Source organism: Cellulomonas sp. WB94, from assembly GCF_003115775.1.
GTDB lineage: Bacteria > Actinomycetota > Actinomycetes > Actinomycetales > Cellulomonadaceae > Cellulomonas_A.
In genome coordinates this window covers 1,966,651-1,979,962 of the sequence record NZ_QEES01000002.1, presented here as the reverse complement: position 1 = coordinate 1,979,962, position 13,312 = coordinate 1,966,651, and the positions used below count along the sequence as shown (strand labels likewise).

The following is a 13,312-nucleotide window of genomic DNA, read 5'->3' as shown; positions in this document are numbered from 1 at the left end:
CAGACGTTAAGCAGGACAAGTGACCTGGAGGCCCGCGGAAGGTGAACGCAGGGTGAACGATGGTCGACGAAGTGCCGTCAGGACGCTGCGACGTCGGCGAGCTTGTAGCCGAGGCCCCGGACCGTCTGCAGCAGGACGGGGTTCGCGGGGTCGGTCTCGATCTTGGCGCGCACGCGCTTGACGTGCACGTCGAGGGTCTTGGTGTCCCCCACGTAGTCCGACCCCCACACGCGGTCGATGAGCTGCCCGCGGGTCAGCACACGGCCGGCGTTGCGCATCAGCAGCTCGAGCAGGTCGAACTCCTTGAGCGGGAACGCGACGAGCTCCCCGTGCACGTGGACCGTGTGCCGCTCGACGTCCAGGCGGACCGGACCGACCTCGAGCGTGCCGTCGTCGGGCTCGGTCACGGGCTCGGCTGTCCCGATCGAGCCCCGGCGCAGGACCGCCCGCACCCGGGCCAGCAGCTCGCGGAACGAGTAGGGCTTCGTCACGTAGTCGTCCGCGCCGAGCTCGAGGCCGACGACCTTGTCGATCTCGCCGTCCTTCGCGGTGAGCATGATGACCGGCACGTCGCTGCGCGCGCGCAGCCACCGGCACACCTCGGTCCCCGACATCCCCGGCAGCATCAGGTCCAGGAGCACGAGGTCGGCGCCGCCGTCCTCCCACGCGACCAGCGCCTCGGGGCCCGTCGCCGCGGTCACGACCTCGAAGCCCTCGCGCGTCAGCTGGTAGGTCAGCGGATCGCGGTACGACTCCTCGTCCTCGACCAGGAGGATGCGGGTCACGGGGTGGCTCCTGTCTGCGCGGGGCCGTCGAGGCCCTCGTCGTGCTCGGGTACGACCGCCTGGGGCAGTCGCAGGGTGAAGGTCGAGCCCCGTCCGGGTCTCGACCAGACGGTCACGTCACCGCCGTGATCAGCAGCGACGTGCTTGACGATACTCAGGCCGAGGCCCGTGCCGCCGGTGTCCCGGGACCGCGCAGGGTCGACCCGGTAGAACCGCTCGAACACCCGGTCCTGCTCGTCCGCGGCGATCCCGATCCCCTGGTCCACGACCGCGATCTCGACGAGACCCTCGACGATCCGCACCCCGACGCCCACATGGGTGCCCTCGGGCGAGTAGGCGACGGCGTTGTCCAGCAGGTTGCGCACCGCGGTGACGAGGAGGCCGTGGTCGCCGAACACGACAGCCCCCGACGCACCGCCGACGTCGAAGACCATGTTCTTCGCGCTCGCGTTCGTCCGCGCACGATCCACCGACTCGGCGATGACCGCATCGATGTCGATCGCTGAGATCTCCTCGAGCGCTCCGGCGACCTGCAGCCGCGACAGCTCGATGATCTCGTGGACCAGCGCCGAGAGCCGGGTCGCCTCCTTGCGCATCTGGCCCGCGAACCGGCGGACCGCGTCGGGGTCGTCTGCGGCGTCCTGGACAGTCTCCGCGAGCAGCGACAGCGCACCGACCGGCGTCTTGAGCTCGTGGGAGATGTTCACCACGAAGTCGCGGCGGATGGCCTCGAGCCGGCGCGCCTGGGTGCGGTCCTCGGCGAGCACGAGCAGGTGATCGGGGCCGACGTGCGCGACCCGGACCTGCAGCATCAGGGTGCCGCGGCCGAGCGGGCCGCGCGGCAGCTCGAGCTCCTCGTCGCGGATCGCCCCGGTGCGGCGCACGTCCGCGATGAGGTCGCGGATCGCGGCGTGCACGATCCGGCCGTCGTTCACGACGCCGAGCGCATAGGCGGGCGGGCTCGCGCGGACGACCCGGTCGTCGGCGTCGAGGACGACCGCCGCCGAGCGCAGCACCGCGAGCACGCGGACGAGCCCCTCGTCGAGCTCGGGGAGAGGCTGCTCCGGCACGGTGTGCTGCGCGCGCTCGCTGAAACGGAACGCGAGCGCGGCACCTCCGCCGGTCACGAGCCCGAGCAGCCCCGCGAGAACGACCGCCGCGCCTTGGATTCCTTGCACGATCGTCAGAGTACGGTCAGCGAACCGCCGAACCCACGTGCGCACCGGTCGCTCGCCTGATGTTCACCTGGGAGCAGGACGACGTTCATCTCATGGTGGGATCCTGGGGCCTGGGCACTGAGAGAGGGAACACATGCGCAAGATCTTCGACGACGAGCTGAGGCAGCTCGGCGACGACCTCGCCGCGATGAGCGGGCTCGTCGAGCAGGCCATCGACCGGGCAGGGACGGCGCTGCTGACCGCCGACCTCCAGCTCGCCGAGTCGGTGATCGCCGACGACGCCGCGATCGACGCCATCAACCGCGAGCTCGACGAGCGATGCATCCTCCTGCTCGCCCAGCAGCAGCCCGTGGCCACCGACCTGCGCATCATCGTCTCGGCGCTCCGGATGAGCGCGACGCTGGAGCGCATGGGCGACCTCGCCCGGCACATCGCCCAGGTCGCCCGGCTGCGCTACCCGCGCCAGGCGATCCCGCACGGCCTCACCGGAGCGTTCGCGGAGATGCACGACGCCGCAACCCGCGTCGCGAGCCGCACCTCGGTGCTCCTGCGGACGCACGACCTCGACGTCGCCAAGGAGATCGAGCGCGACGACGACCTGCTCGACGCCCTCCACGAGGACACGTTCACCGCGATGCTCGGCGGCGGCTGGACCGGGACCCCGCAGGAGACCGTCGACGTGACCCTCGCGGGGCGCTACTACGAGCGGTTCGGCGACCACGGCGTGTCGATCGCGCGCCGCGTGACCTACCTCGTGACGGGCGACTTCGCCGAGGACCTCCGCGGCGAGCGCTGAGCACTCCTTCACTGGGATCGGGCTCGGCCGCACGGCCCCAGGCACGACTGAACCCCCGCGCCCACGGCGCGGGGGTTCAGTGCGTCCTGACTACGTGCGTCCTGACTACTTGCCCTGGTTCGCCACGGCCTTGATCGACTCGGCGGCGGCCTCGGGGTCGAGGTACTCGCCACCCTTGACGACCGGCTTGAGCGTCGTCTCGTCGAGCTCGTAGCGCAGCGGGATGCCCGTGGGGATGTTGATCCCCGCGATGGTCTCGTCGTCGACGTCGTCGAGGTACTTGACGATGGCGCGGATCGAGTTGCCGTGCGCGGCGACGAGCACCGTCTTGCCGGTCTGGAGGTCCGGGACGATGTCGCTGTGCCAGTACGGCAGCGCGCGCTCGAGGACGTCCTTGAGGCACTCGGCCCGCACGACGGGGGCGTCGGCGTACCGCGGGTCGGTGTCCTGCGAGAACTCCGAGCCCAGCTCCACGAGGGGCGGCGGCACGTCGTACGAGCGACGCCAGAGCATGAACTGCTCGTCGCCGTACTCGTCGCGGATCTGCTTCTTGTCCTTGCCCTGGAGCGCGCCGTAGTGGCGCTCGTTCAGGCGCCAGCTGCGCTTGACCGGGATCCAGTGCCGGTCGGCCGCGTCGAGGGCCAGGTTCGCCGTCGTGATGGCGCGGCGCAGGAGGGACGTGTGCACGACGTCGGGGAGCACGCCCGCGTCCGTGAGCAGCGAGCCGCCGCGCACGGCCTCGGCGATGCCCTTCTCGGACAGCGCGACGTCCACCCAGCCGGTGAACAGGTTCTTGGCATTCCACTCGCTCTCGCCGTGGCGGAGCAGCACGAGGGTGTAGGTCATGGGTTCATCCTGCCGCACGAGGCAGGGGGTGGACGGGGACGTTCGGCCCGTGAACGGTCCTCCGTCCGGCCCCGTCAGGCGCGGCGGTGGGCGTCGGCGAGCGCGTACACCTTGAGCACCTGCTCGGCCGCGGCGTCCCAGCCGAACCGCTCGGCCACCTGCCGGGCGCCGACAGCCAGCCGTGCGCGCAGGCCGGCGTCGGCCAGGTGGTCCGTGATCGCGTCCGCCCACACTGCCGGGTCGTGGCCGGGGACGAGGGTCCCCGAGACGCCGTCGGTCACGACCGACCGCAGCCCGCCCACGGCAGCCGCGAGCACCGGCGTCCCGCTCGCCTGCGCCTCCATGGCGACCAGGCCGAACGACTCGCTCCGCGAGGGCATGGCCACGACGTCGGCCGCGCGGTACCACTGGGCGAGCTCGGTGCGGGGCACGGGCGGCCGCAGCAGCACGTGGTCGCCGACGCCGGTCGTGGCGGCGAGGGCCGACAGCTCACGGACGGCCGTCGGTCGCCCGCTCGGCCCGCCGAGGACGACGAGCATCGGGACGGGGCGCCCGGTCGCGGCGAGCAGGCCGAGGGCCCGCACGAGCACGTCGGGGCCCTTGAGCGGCTGGACGCGGCCGGCGAACAGCACGATGTCCCGGTCGAGCGGCAACCCGAGGGCTCGGCGCGCCTCGGCACGGGCCTGGGGTCCACCGGGGCTGAACACCTCGAGGTCCACGCCCGGGGCCACGACGTGCACGAGCGCCGGGTCGGCGTCGTAGAGCTCGACGAGGTCCAGCGCCTCCTCGGCCGTGCTCGCCACGAGCGCGTCGGCCTCCGCGACGACCTGCTCCTCCCCGACGATCCGGCCGTTGGGCTCGGCGGTGTCCCCCGGGGCGAGCGCCGCGTTCTTCACGCGCGCCATGGTGTGCATCGTGTGCACGAGCGGGACCTCCCACCGGTCGGCGGCGAGCCACCCGACCTGGCCCGACAACCAGTAGTGGGAGTGGACGACGTCGTACCAGCCGGGCCTGCGTGCCGCCTCCGACCGCAGCACGCCGGCCGTCATCGCGCACAGCTGTCCGGGCAGGTCGTTCTTGTCGAGCCCCTCGAACGGGCCTGCGGGCACGTGGTGCACGAGCACCGGCGGGACGACCCCGGGCTCGACGCCCTCGGCCAGCAGCACCGCGCGGGCACCCTCGGGCGTGAGCGGCGTGCCGTGCGCGTCCACGCCCTCGAGCACCGCGGTCTCGGGCTGGGCCGACGACGTCGCGCGCGTGAAGATCTCGACGCGCGCGCCGCGTCGGGCCAGCGCCTGCGAGAGCTCCGAGACGTAGACGTTCATGCCGCCCGCGTCACCCGTGCCCGGCTGGTCGAGCGGTGACGTGTGCACCGACAGCATCGCGACGCGCGGCTGCTCGAGGCTCACGAAGGCTCCTGCGGGGATCGGGATCGGGATCGGCGCGCCTGGTCGGTCGAGGACATCACCTGCCCCATTGTCACCCCGCGCCTGGCTCCTGGCGCCCCGGTCCATGTCGCCCGGCACCCGGCCGCGCTCACCCTCGGCGGGCTCACACCGCCCGGACCACGCACGCGGGCGCGGGCATCGGCAGGACAGCCGAGACGACCCACCCCGCCGCACCCTCACCGGGCCGGAGCGCGACGAGAGCATCGCCCACCTGCGCCGCGACCACGACGGTCCCGTCCACGACCGCGAAGTGCCGCGGCCACGCCCCCGGCACCGGCGTCGCACCGTCGGCGACGAGCGAGCCGTCCGCGGACACCGCGTACCCGACGAGGACGTCACTCGTGCGCACCGCGACGACGAGCCGCTCACCGTCGAGCTCGACGTGCGACGGCAGCACCCGGCGGCCCGCGGCACTGCCAGGCTCCGTACCGAGCGGGCCCGCCGGCGGACCTGCCGGCAGCTGCTGCACGAGCGTGCCCGATGCCGTGCCCCGGTCCCACGCCAGCACGCACACGCTCACGTCGAGCTCGCCCACCACGTAGACCGTGCGTCCGTCCGGAGCGAACACCAGGTGGCGTGGGCCCGTCCCCAGTGGAAGTGTCGCCGCGATCCCGGCCGGGCTGAGCAGCCCCGTCGCGGGGTCACGCGCGTACCGGCGCAGCTCGTCCGTGCCGAGGTCCGCCACGACGACGAACAGCCCGCCGGGGGCGATCGCCACGAAATGGGCGTGCGAGGCCTCCTGCCGGCTCGCGTCGGGCCCCGAGCCCTCGTGGCCCCAGACCTGCACCGGGCCGCGCTCTGCGAGGACCTCGGCGGCGAACCGCCCCTCACTGTCGAGCGGGAGGACACCGAGCGTGCCCGACGAGTAGTTCGCGACGTACAAGGTGCGCGCGTCGGGGGCCAGCAGCAGGTGGCAGGGGTCGGCGCCCCCCGAGCCGACGACGTCCAGCGCGGTGATCGGGCGGGGTGCCGGGTCGTCGGCCGGGACCGCGAACGCGGTGACCGTGCCCCGGGTCACCTCGCCGACCGCGTAGAGCACCCGGCCCGACGGGTGCGTCGCGACGAACGACGGCGACGGGGTGACCGCGACCAGTGCGGCGGCCCCCAGGGTCCCCGACGCGGCGTCGAGGTCGACCCGCCACACCCCCTCGCCGTGGCCCGCCGGGGCGCCGGCACCGGCCGCGGGGTACGTGCCGATCCACAGGGACGTGCGCTCGCTGGTCACCCGCGAATCCTAGGTGGGCCGGTACGACGACGCCGGGCCCCGCATGGTGCGGGGCCCGGCGTCGGGGTCGAGCGGGGGTGTCGGTCAGCTCGCGCCGGCGCGACGCTTGTTGAGCAGGTCGAACGCCACCGCGAGGAGCAGCACGAGGCCCTTGATGGCCTTCTGCCACGACGGGTCGACGCTCATGATCGACAGGCCCATGTTCAGGACGCCCATGATGAGCGCACCGATCATGGCGCCCGAGACCTTGCCGACACCGCCGGTGACGGCCGTGCCACCGATGAAGCACGCGGCGATGGCGTCGAGCTCGTAGCTGTCACCGGCTGCCGCGACGGCCGCACCGGCACGGGACGTCGTCACGATCGCCGCGACGGCGGCCAGGACGCCGATGTTCACGAACACGCCGAAGTTGACCCGACGCGTGTTGACACCGGACATGATCGCGGCGTTGAGGTTGCCACCGATCGCGTAGATGTGCCGACCGAAGACCGTCCGGCCCAGGACGAACGTGTACGCCACGATGAGGACGCCGACGATGATCAGGACGATCGGCATGCCGTTGCTGCCCGAGAGCAGCCACGTGAGGTAGCCGAGCAGGAGCGCGAACAGGACGAGCTTGCCGACGAACGCCGGGAACGGCTCGACCGCGAGGTCGTGCTTGCGCAGGGTCCGGCGGGCGCGCGCCTGCGAGTACACGAGACCGGCCAGGGCGAGGACACCGATCGTCACCGTGACGACGTCCCGACCAGCCATGAACCCGAAGGAGTTCGGCAGGTACCCGTTGCTGATCGCGTTGAAGCCCGGCGGGAGCCCGGCGATCGTCGTCCCGACGAGCACGATCGCGAGCCCGCGGAAGATGAGCATGCCGGCCAGGGTCACGATGAACGCCGGGATCCCGACGTAGGCGACCCAGTAGCCCTGCCACGCGCCCACGAGCGCACCGACGACGAGGCCGAGGAGCACCGCGACGAGCCACGGGAGGCCCCACTTGTCCATCATGATCGCGACCAGGCCGCCGATGAAGGCGACCACCGAGCCCACCGACAGGTCGATGTGGCCGGCCACGATCACCATGACCATGCCGATGGCCAGGATCATCACGTACGCGTTCTGCTGCACCAGGCTCGCGACGTTGTTCGGCATCAGCAGCAGGCCGTTGGTCAAGATCTCGAACAGGATGACGATCGCGACGAGCGCGCCCCAGATCCCGTACTGGCGCACGTTCTTGCCGAGGTATTCGGTGACGGCGGTCATCGCGGCGTCCCTTCCTTCTCCTTGGTCATGAGCAGCATGAGCGACTCCTGCGTCGCCTCTGCCCGGGGGAGCTGGCCGGTCACACGACCCTGGCTCAGCGTGTAGATGCGGTCACACATCCCGAGCAGCTCGGGCAGCTCGGACGAGATGAAGATGACCGACTTACCGGCGTCGGCCATGCGGTTGATGATCGTGTAGATCTCGTACTTGGCACCGACGTCGATGCCGCGGGTCGGCTCGTCGAGGATGAGCACGTCCGGGTCGGCGAAGATCCACTTGCTCAGGACGACCTTCTGCTGGTTGCCGCCCGAGAGCTTGCCGACGAGGGCCTCGATCGTCGGCGCCTTGATGTTGAGCTCCTTGCGGTACCGCTCGGCGACGAGCACCTCCTCCTCGCGGTCGACCACCCCGCGCCGGGACAGCTTGCCGAGCGCCGCCGCGCTGATGTTGCGCTTGATGTCCTCGATGAGGTTCAGGCCGTACCGCTTGCGGTCCTCGGTCGCGTAGACGATGCCGTGGGCGATCGCCTCCCCGACCGTGCGCGTGTGGATCTCCTTGCCGTCCTTGAAGACCTTGCCCGAGGCGTTGGCCCCGTAGGTCCGACCGAAGACGCTCATCGCGAACTCGGTCCGGCCCGCGCCCATGAGCCCGGCGAGGCCGATGACCTCGCCCCGGCGCACGCTGATCGACGCACCGTCGACGACCTTGCGGCCCTGGTCGATCGGGTGGTGGACCGTCCAGTCCTCGATCCGCAGGACCTCCTCGCCGATGTTCGGCTCGCGGTCCGGGAAGCGGTCGTCGAGAGACCGTCCGACCATCGGGCGGATGATCCGCTCCTCGGTGATCGGCTCGGCGCCGTGCATGTCGAGGGTCTCGATCGTCTTGCCGTCGCGGATGACCGTCGTGCGGTCCGCGATCGCGGCGATCTCGTTGAGCTTGTGGGAGATGATGATCGAGGTGATGCCCTGGCCCTTGAGGCTCCGCATCAGGTCGAGCAGGTGGGCCGAGTCCTCGTCGTTCAGCGCCGCGGTCGGCTCGTCGAGGATCAGCAGCTTGACGCGCTTGGACAGCGCCTTCGCGATCTCCACGAGCTGCTGCTTGCCGACGCCGATGTCCTTGATCTTGGTGTCCGGCGCCTCGGTGAGGCCGACGCGCGCGAGCAGCTTGGCCGCCTCGGCGTTCGTCTTGTTCCAGTCGATGACGCCGCGCGCCGACTGCTCGTTGCCGAGGAAGATGTTCTCGGCGATCGACAGGTACGGGCTCAGCGCGAGCTCCTGGTGGATGATCACGATGCCGCGGTGCTCGCTGTCGCGGATCGTCCGGAAGTCGCACAGCTGGTCCTCGAAGAGGATCTCCCCCTCGTAGGTGCCGTGCGGGTACACGCCCGACAGCACGTTCATGAGGGTCGACTTGCCGGCGCCGTTCTCACCGCAGATCGCGTGGACCTCGCCGCGGGTCACGGTCAGCGTCACGTCCTGGAGTGCTTTGACGCCGGGGAAGAGCTTCGTGATCCCGCGCATCTCAAGAATGGTGTTGTCGGTCGACATCTGAGCCTGCCGTCTGCTGTCGTCGGGATGGGTTGCGCGGCTGCCGGGGCCGCACCCAGGAGAATCCTCCCGCGGTGCGGTCCCGGCAGCCAACGCTGGGGTTTCTCAGAGGCCGAGGTCTGCGGCCTTGTAGAAGCCCGAGTCGACGAGCGACTTCGAGATGTCAGCCTTGTCGTTCGTGACGACCTGCGGCGGGAGCAGGTAGGTCGGGACGACCTTCTTGCCGTTGTCGTAGGTCTTCTCGTCGTTGACCGTGACCGTCTCGCCCTTGACGATCTGGTCGACCATCTTGGCGACCTGGTCACCCAGCGTGCGGGTGTCCTTCCAGACCGTCATCGACTGCTTGCCGACCAGCATGTTCTTGACGTTGGCCTTGTCGGCGTCCTGGCCGGTGACGATGGGCCAGTCGGTGCCGGCCTTGTAGCCCTGCGAGTCGAGCGACTGCTCGATGCCCAGCGCGAGGGAGTCGTTCGGGGACAGGACGACGTTGACCTTCTTGTCCTGGTAGAACGAGTTGAGGCGGTTGTCCATCTCGGACTGCGCGGTCTCGGACTTCCAGCCCTGGATGCCGATCTTGGTCCAGTCGGCGTCCGACGCGGGCGCCTTGCCCGAGGGGACGACGAGCTGGCCCTTGTCGATGTACGGCTTGAGGACGTCCCACGCGCCGGAGAAGAAGAACTTGGCGTTGTTGTCGTCCGGCGAGCCGGCGAAGGGCTCAAGGTTGAACGGGCCCTTGCCGTCCTTGAGGCCGAGCTGGGTCTCGATGAACTCGCCCTGGAGCTGGCCGACCTTGTAGTTGTCGAACGTCGCGTAGAAGTCGACGTCCGCGGTGCCGTTGATCAGGCGGTCGTACGCGATGACGGAGATCTTCTTGGCCTTGGCCTGTGCGAGCACCGGGCCGAGCGCCGTGCCGTCGATGGACGCGACGACGATGACCTTCGGGTCCTGGTTGATCATGTTCTGCAGCTGCGTGATCTGCTGGTCGACCTTGTTGTCGGCGTACTGCAGGCTCGTGGTGTAGCCGGCCGCCTTGAGGAGCTCCTCGAGGTGCGCGCCGTCGTTGTTCCAGCGCTCGAGGCTCTTGGTCGGCATCGCGATACCGATGAGGCCGCCCGCTGCGGCCGCAGTGCTGCCGCCGGTCGAGCCCGAGGTGGTGTCCCGCGTGCTGCTGCACGCACTGGCCCCGACGAGCAGGAGCGCAGCTCCAGCAACCGCCGCGACGATCTTTGTCTTCCTGAGCGACATCGTTGTCTGATCCTTCCTCCCACCGACCGGACCACCCGGCGGCGTCAGGAGCGCACCAGTGCGCCCCCGTCGACGGTGGACGCGCAGGGCCTCCGATGAACCTGCGTGCCGCTCCGTCGTCGAGCTGCGAGCCGTGTGGCTCTATTTGTTGCTGCGCTGAATTTAGGACGTGAACCCAACGCAGCGCAAGCCACATCGGGCCCCAAACAGGTCACGATCGCGCAACATCTGAGTCACGGCAAGGATCGGCGCCGATCGCTCAGGCGCCCTCGGCCACCCAGGCGACGGGGTCGGCGACGACCGTCCGCAGCTCGGAGATCGCTCCCCCGGTCATCGCGGGGTACTCCCCGGCGCGTGCCACCTGCACCTCGACCGGCGACCACGGGGCGAAGATCACGCACCGCTCGAGCTGCTCCGCGACAGCCTCGCGCACGTACGGGTAGACCTCCGAGAACCTGCCGCCGAGCACCACCATGCCCACGTCCACCACGTTGACGATGTTCGCGAGCACCACACCGAGCGCCGTGCCGCCGCGCCGCAAGGACTCGAGCGCACGAGGGTCGCCCGCCTCGGCGGCGTGGACGAGATCGCTGAGGGGTGCGGTCGGGTCGAGGCCCGCACGGCGCATGAGGGCGTCCTGACCGGCGTAGTCCTCGAGCGTCCGACGACCGGCACGGGCTGTGCCGTCGTCGGCCTCGGCCGTGGAGAACGCGTCGACGACCGTGTGCCCGATCTCCCCGCTCCAGCCGTGCCGACCCGCGAAGATCTCGCCGTCGAGCACGATGGCCCCACCGATGCCGACCTCGCCCGACACGTAGACGAAGCTCGCCCGGCCCCCGTCGCGCCGCGCGACCGCCTCGGCGAGCGCCGCCAGGTTGGCCTCGTTGGCCAGCGAGGGTGGGAAGCCCGCGAGCACCGGGTGGGCCGTCAGCAGCCCGACGACGTCCACGTCCCGCCAGCCGAGGTTCGGCGCGTAGCGCAGCGGACCGGTGACCCGGTCGACCAGACCGGGCAGCGCGAGGGCGGTACCCGCCACCCGGACGCCGTCGGCGCTGAGGTTGGCCAGCACGCGCCCCGCGGTGCGCGCGAGCCGGTCGAGCACGACCTCCGGCCGGCTGTTGCGGAAGTTGTCGATCTCGACGACCTCGGTGAGCACCCGACCGGCGAGGTCGACGGCGCGCACGCCGAGGTAGTCGACGTTGACCTCCATGCCGAGCCCCGCCACGGTGCCGCGGGCCGGCGCGAGGGGGACGGCGGGGCGACCGACCCGGCGGGCCTCGAGCGTGATGGGGGCCGCGAGCTCGATGACGAGCGACGCGTCGATGAGCTGGTCCACGAGCCCTGACACGGTCGCGCGCGCGAGCCCGGTCGCGGCCGAGATGTCAGCACGGGAGACGGGACGGACGGCGTCGATCACCTTCTGCAGCGTCAGGCTGAGGTTGTGCTCGCGCAGCGACTCCTGCCGCGCCGCACGTCCCGCGGTCCGCACGCGTGCCCCCGCGTGGTGCGGCGCAGAGGACGATCCCGCGGACGGCCCCGCCGGCAGGCGAGGCACGATCGGTCCGGACATCCCCGATGACCAGGGGCGGAGGTCGTCCGTCGATCTGCCCCGCACCGTGCTCCGGCCAGGCTCGGGCATCTGGTGGTCCGGCATGACTTGACCCTAGCGCCTCAGTTGCATAAGTTCATCCGTACAACAAATTTGGCGGATCTCGTGGAGGAGAGCCCGATGGCGCGCAAGGCCACCCCTGAAGACAAGTTCTCGTTCGGTCTGTGGACCATCGGCTGGGAGGCACGCGACCAGTTCGGAGACGCGACCCGGCCGGCCCTCGACCCGGTCGAGTCGGTGCACCAGCTCGCGAAGCTGGGCGTCGCGCACGTGACGTTCCACGACGACGACGTCGTCCCGTTCGGCTCCGACGCCGCGACCCGCGACGCGATCCTGGCGCGCTTCAAGGGCGCGCTCGACGAGACCGGCATCACGGTCGAGATGGTCACGACCAACACGTTCAGCCACCCGATCTTCAAGGACGGCGCGTTCACCTCGAACGACCGTCGCGTGCGCCGCTACGGCCTGCGCAAGGTCGTCCGCAACGTCGACCTCGCCGCCGAGCTCGGTGCCGCGACGTTCGTCATGTGGGGCGGGCGTGAGGGTGCGGAGTACGACTCCGCCAAGGACCTCAAGGCCGCGCACGACCGCTACCGCGAGGGCATCGACACCGTCGCCGGCTACATCAAGGACAAGGGCTACGACCTCAAGATCGCGATCGAGCCCAAGCCGAACGAGCCCCGCGGCGACATCCTGCTCCCCACGGTCGGCCACGCGCTCGCGTTCATCGCCGAGCTCGAGCACGGCGACATCGTCGGCCTCAACCCGGAGACCGGTCACGAGCAGATGGCCGGCCTGAACTACACGGGCGGCCTCGCCCAGGCGCTGTGGTCGAACAAGCTCTTCCACATCGACCTCAACGGCCAGAAGTCGATCAAGTACGACCAGGACCTCGTGTTCGGCCACGGCGACCTGTTCTCCGCCTTCGGCACGGTCGACCTGATCGAGAACGGCTTCCCCAGCGGCGGCCCGCGCTACGACGGCCCGCGTCACTTCGACTACAAGCCGTCGCGCACCGAGGACATGGCCGGCGTCTGGGAGTCCGCCGCGGCGAACATCCAGGCCTACCTGATCCTCAAGGAGCGCGCGCTCGCGTTCCGTGCCGACCCCGAGGTCCAGGCGGCGCTCGAGGAGGCCGGCGTCTACGAGCTGGCCCAGCCGACGATCGCCGAGGGCGAGACCCTCGACGACCTGCTGAACGACCGTTCGACGTTCGAAGACCTGGACGTCGAGGACGTCGCCAAGCGCGGCTTCCACTTCGTCCGCCTCAACCAGCTCGCGCTCGAGCACGCGCTCGGCGCCCGCTGACCCGCACGCAGCACTGACACACCCCGCTCGACCGCGACGTCCGCACCCGCACCGGGTGCGGGCGTCGCGCC

At 70.7% G+C, this 13,312-nt stretch carries 11 protein-coding genes; 2 read left to right on the top strand and 9 right to left on the bottom strand.

From position 1 onward, the window contains the following. Nucleotides 1-77: 77 nt before the first annotated feature. Both DDP54_RS10270 and DDP54_RS10265 read right to left on the bottom strand, forming a co-directional pair. Complete coding sequence (locus DDP54_RS10270) at nucleotides 78-785, bottom strand: response regulator transcription factor (protein ID WP_109131649.1); 708 nt, start codon at nucleotides 783-785, stop codon at nucleotides 78-80. Beyond that, nucleotides 782-1,963 (bottom strand): ATP-binding protein, encoded by a 1,182-nt coding sequence (locus DDP54_RS10265; RefSeq protein ID WP_109132511.1) that lies wholly within the window; start codon nucleotides 1,961-1,963, stop codon nucleotides 782-784. Before DDP54_RS10265 ends, DDP54_RS10270 begins: the two co-directional genes overlap by 4 nt. Before the next feature lie 133 nt (nucleotides 1,964-2,096). Between DDP54_RS10265 and phoU the strand changes: the two genes are divergently transcribed. Beyond that, entirely contained in the window at nucleotides 2,097-2,759 is a 663-nt protein-coding gene (gene phoU / locus DDP54_RS10260; protein WP_109131648.1) for a phosphate signaling complex protein PhoU, read from the top strand. A 105-nt stretch (nucleotides 2,760-2,864) separates the two neighbouring features. Here phoU and DDP54_RS10255 read toward each other — a convergent pair whose 3' ends face one another. The 7 genes from DDP54_RS10255 to DDP54_RS10225 form a co-directional block, all read right to left on the bottom strand. Then, the gene (locus DDP54_RS10255) at nucleotides 2,865-3,605 is read right to left on the bottom strand and encodes a phosphoglyceromutase (RefSeq protein ID WP_109131647.1); all 741 of its coding nucleotides are present in this window, start codon (nucleotides 3,603-3,605) and stop codon (nucleotides 2,865-2,867) included. Between the two features lie 74 nt (nucleotides 3,606-3,679). After that, nucleotides 3,680-4,987 carry a D-inositol-3-phosphate glycosyltransferase gene (gene mshA, locus DDP54_RS10250; RefSeq protein WP_242448459.1) on the bottom strand — a complete coding sequence of 436 codons (1,308 nt, stop codon included), beginning with the start codon at nucleotides 4,985-4,987 and terminating at the stop codon, nucleotides 3,680-3,682. Between the two features lie 169 nt (nucleotides 4,988-5,156). Then, entirely contained in the window at nucleotides 5,157-6,278 is a 1,122-nt protein-coding gene (locus tag DDP54_RS10245; protein ID WP_109131645.1) for a lactonase family protein, read from the bottom strand. Between the two features lie 84 nt (nucleotides 6,279-6,362). Continuing rightward, nucleotides 6,363-7,532, bottom strand: a complete 1,170-nt coding sequence (gene mmsB / locus DDP54_RS10240; RefSeq protein ID WP_109131644.1) for a multiple monosaccharide ABC transporter permease — start codon at nucleotides 7,530-7,532, stop codon at nucleotides 6,363-6,365. After that, complete coding sequence (gene mmsA / locus DDP54_RS10235) at nucleotides 7,529-9,079, bottom strand: multiple monosaccharide ABC transporter ATP-binding protein (RefSeq protein WP_109131643.1); 1,551 nt, start codon at nucleotides 9,077-9,079, stop codon at nucleotides 7,529-7,531. The genes mmsB and mmsA overlap by 4 nt, the downstream gene beginning before the upstream one ends. 105 nt (nucleotides 9,080-9,184) lie before the next feature. Next, nucleotides 9,185-10,324, bottom strand: a complete 1,140-nt coding sequence (gene chvE, locus DDP54_RS10230; protein ID WP_109131642.1) for a multiple monosaccharide ABC transporter substrate-binding protein — start codon at nucleotides 10,322-10,324, stop codon at nucleotides 9,185-9,187. Nucleotides 10,325-10,583: 259 nt separating this feature from the next. Further along, entirely contained in the window at nucleotides 10,584-11,813 is a 1,230-nt protein-coding gene (locus DDP54_RS10225; protein WP_242448331.1) for an ROK family protein, read from the bottom strand. A gap of 240 nt (nucleotides 11,814-12,053) precedes the next feature. On the opposite strand from DDP54_RS10225, the gene xylA reads away from it, so the two are divergent. Next, nucleotides 12,054-13,241, top strand: coding sequence for a xylose isomerase (gene xylA / locus DDP54_RS10220; RefSeq protein ID WP_109131640.1), 1,188 nt, complete (start codon nucleotides 12,054-12,056; stop codon nucleotides 13,239-13,241). The last annotated feature ends 71 nt before the right edge of the window (nucleotides 13,242-13,312 follow it).

What these genes read in the sequence shown, in the direction of transcription:
- phoU (WP_109131648.1), top strand. Translation starts at nt 2,097, where the DNA reads ATGCGCAAGATCTTCGACGACGAGCTGAGGCAGCTCGGCGACGACCTC.
- DDP54_RS10255 (WP_109131647.1), bottom strand. Translation starts at nt 3,605, where the DNA reads ATGACCTACACCCTCGTGCTGCTCCGCCACGGCGAGAGCGAGTGGAAT.
- mshA (WP_242448459.1), bottom strand. Translation starts at nt 4,987, where the DNA reads ATGCTGTCGGTGCACACGTCACCGCTCGACCAGCCGGGCACGGGTGAC.
- mmsB (WP_109131644.1), bottom strand. Translation starts at nt 7,532, where the DNA reads ATGACCGCCGTCACCGAATACCTCGGCAAGAACGTGCGCCAGTACGGG.
- mmsA (WP_109131643.1), bottom strand. Translation starts at nt 9,079, where the DNA reads ATGTCGACCGACAACACCATTCTTGAGATGCGCGGGATCACGAAGCTC.
- chvE (WP_109131642.1), bottom strand. Translation starts at nt 10,324, where the DNA reads ATGTCGCTCAGGAAGACAAAGATCGTCGCGGCGGTTGCTGGAGCTGCG.
- xylA (WP_109131640.1), top strand. Translation starts at nt 12,054, where the DNA reads ATGGCGCGCAAGGCCACCCCTGAAGACAAGTTCTCGTTCGGTCTGTGG.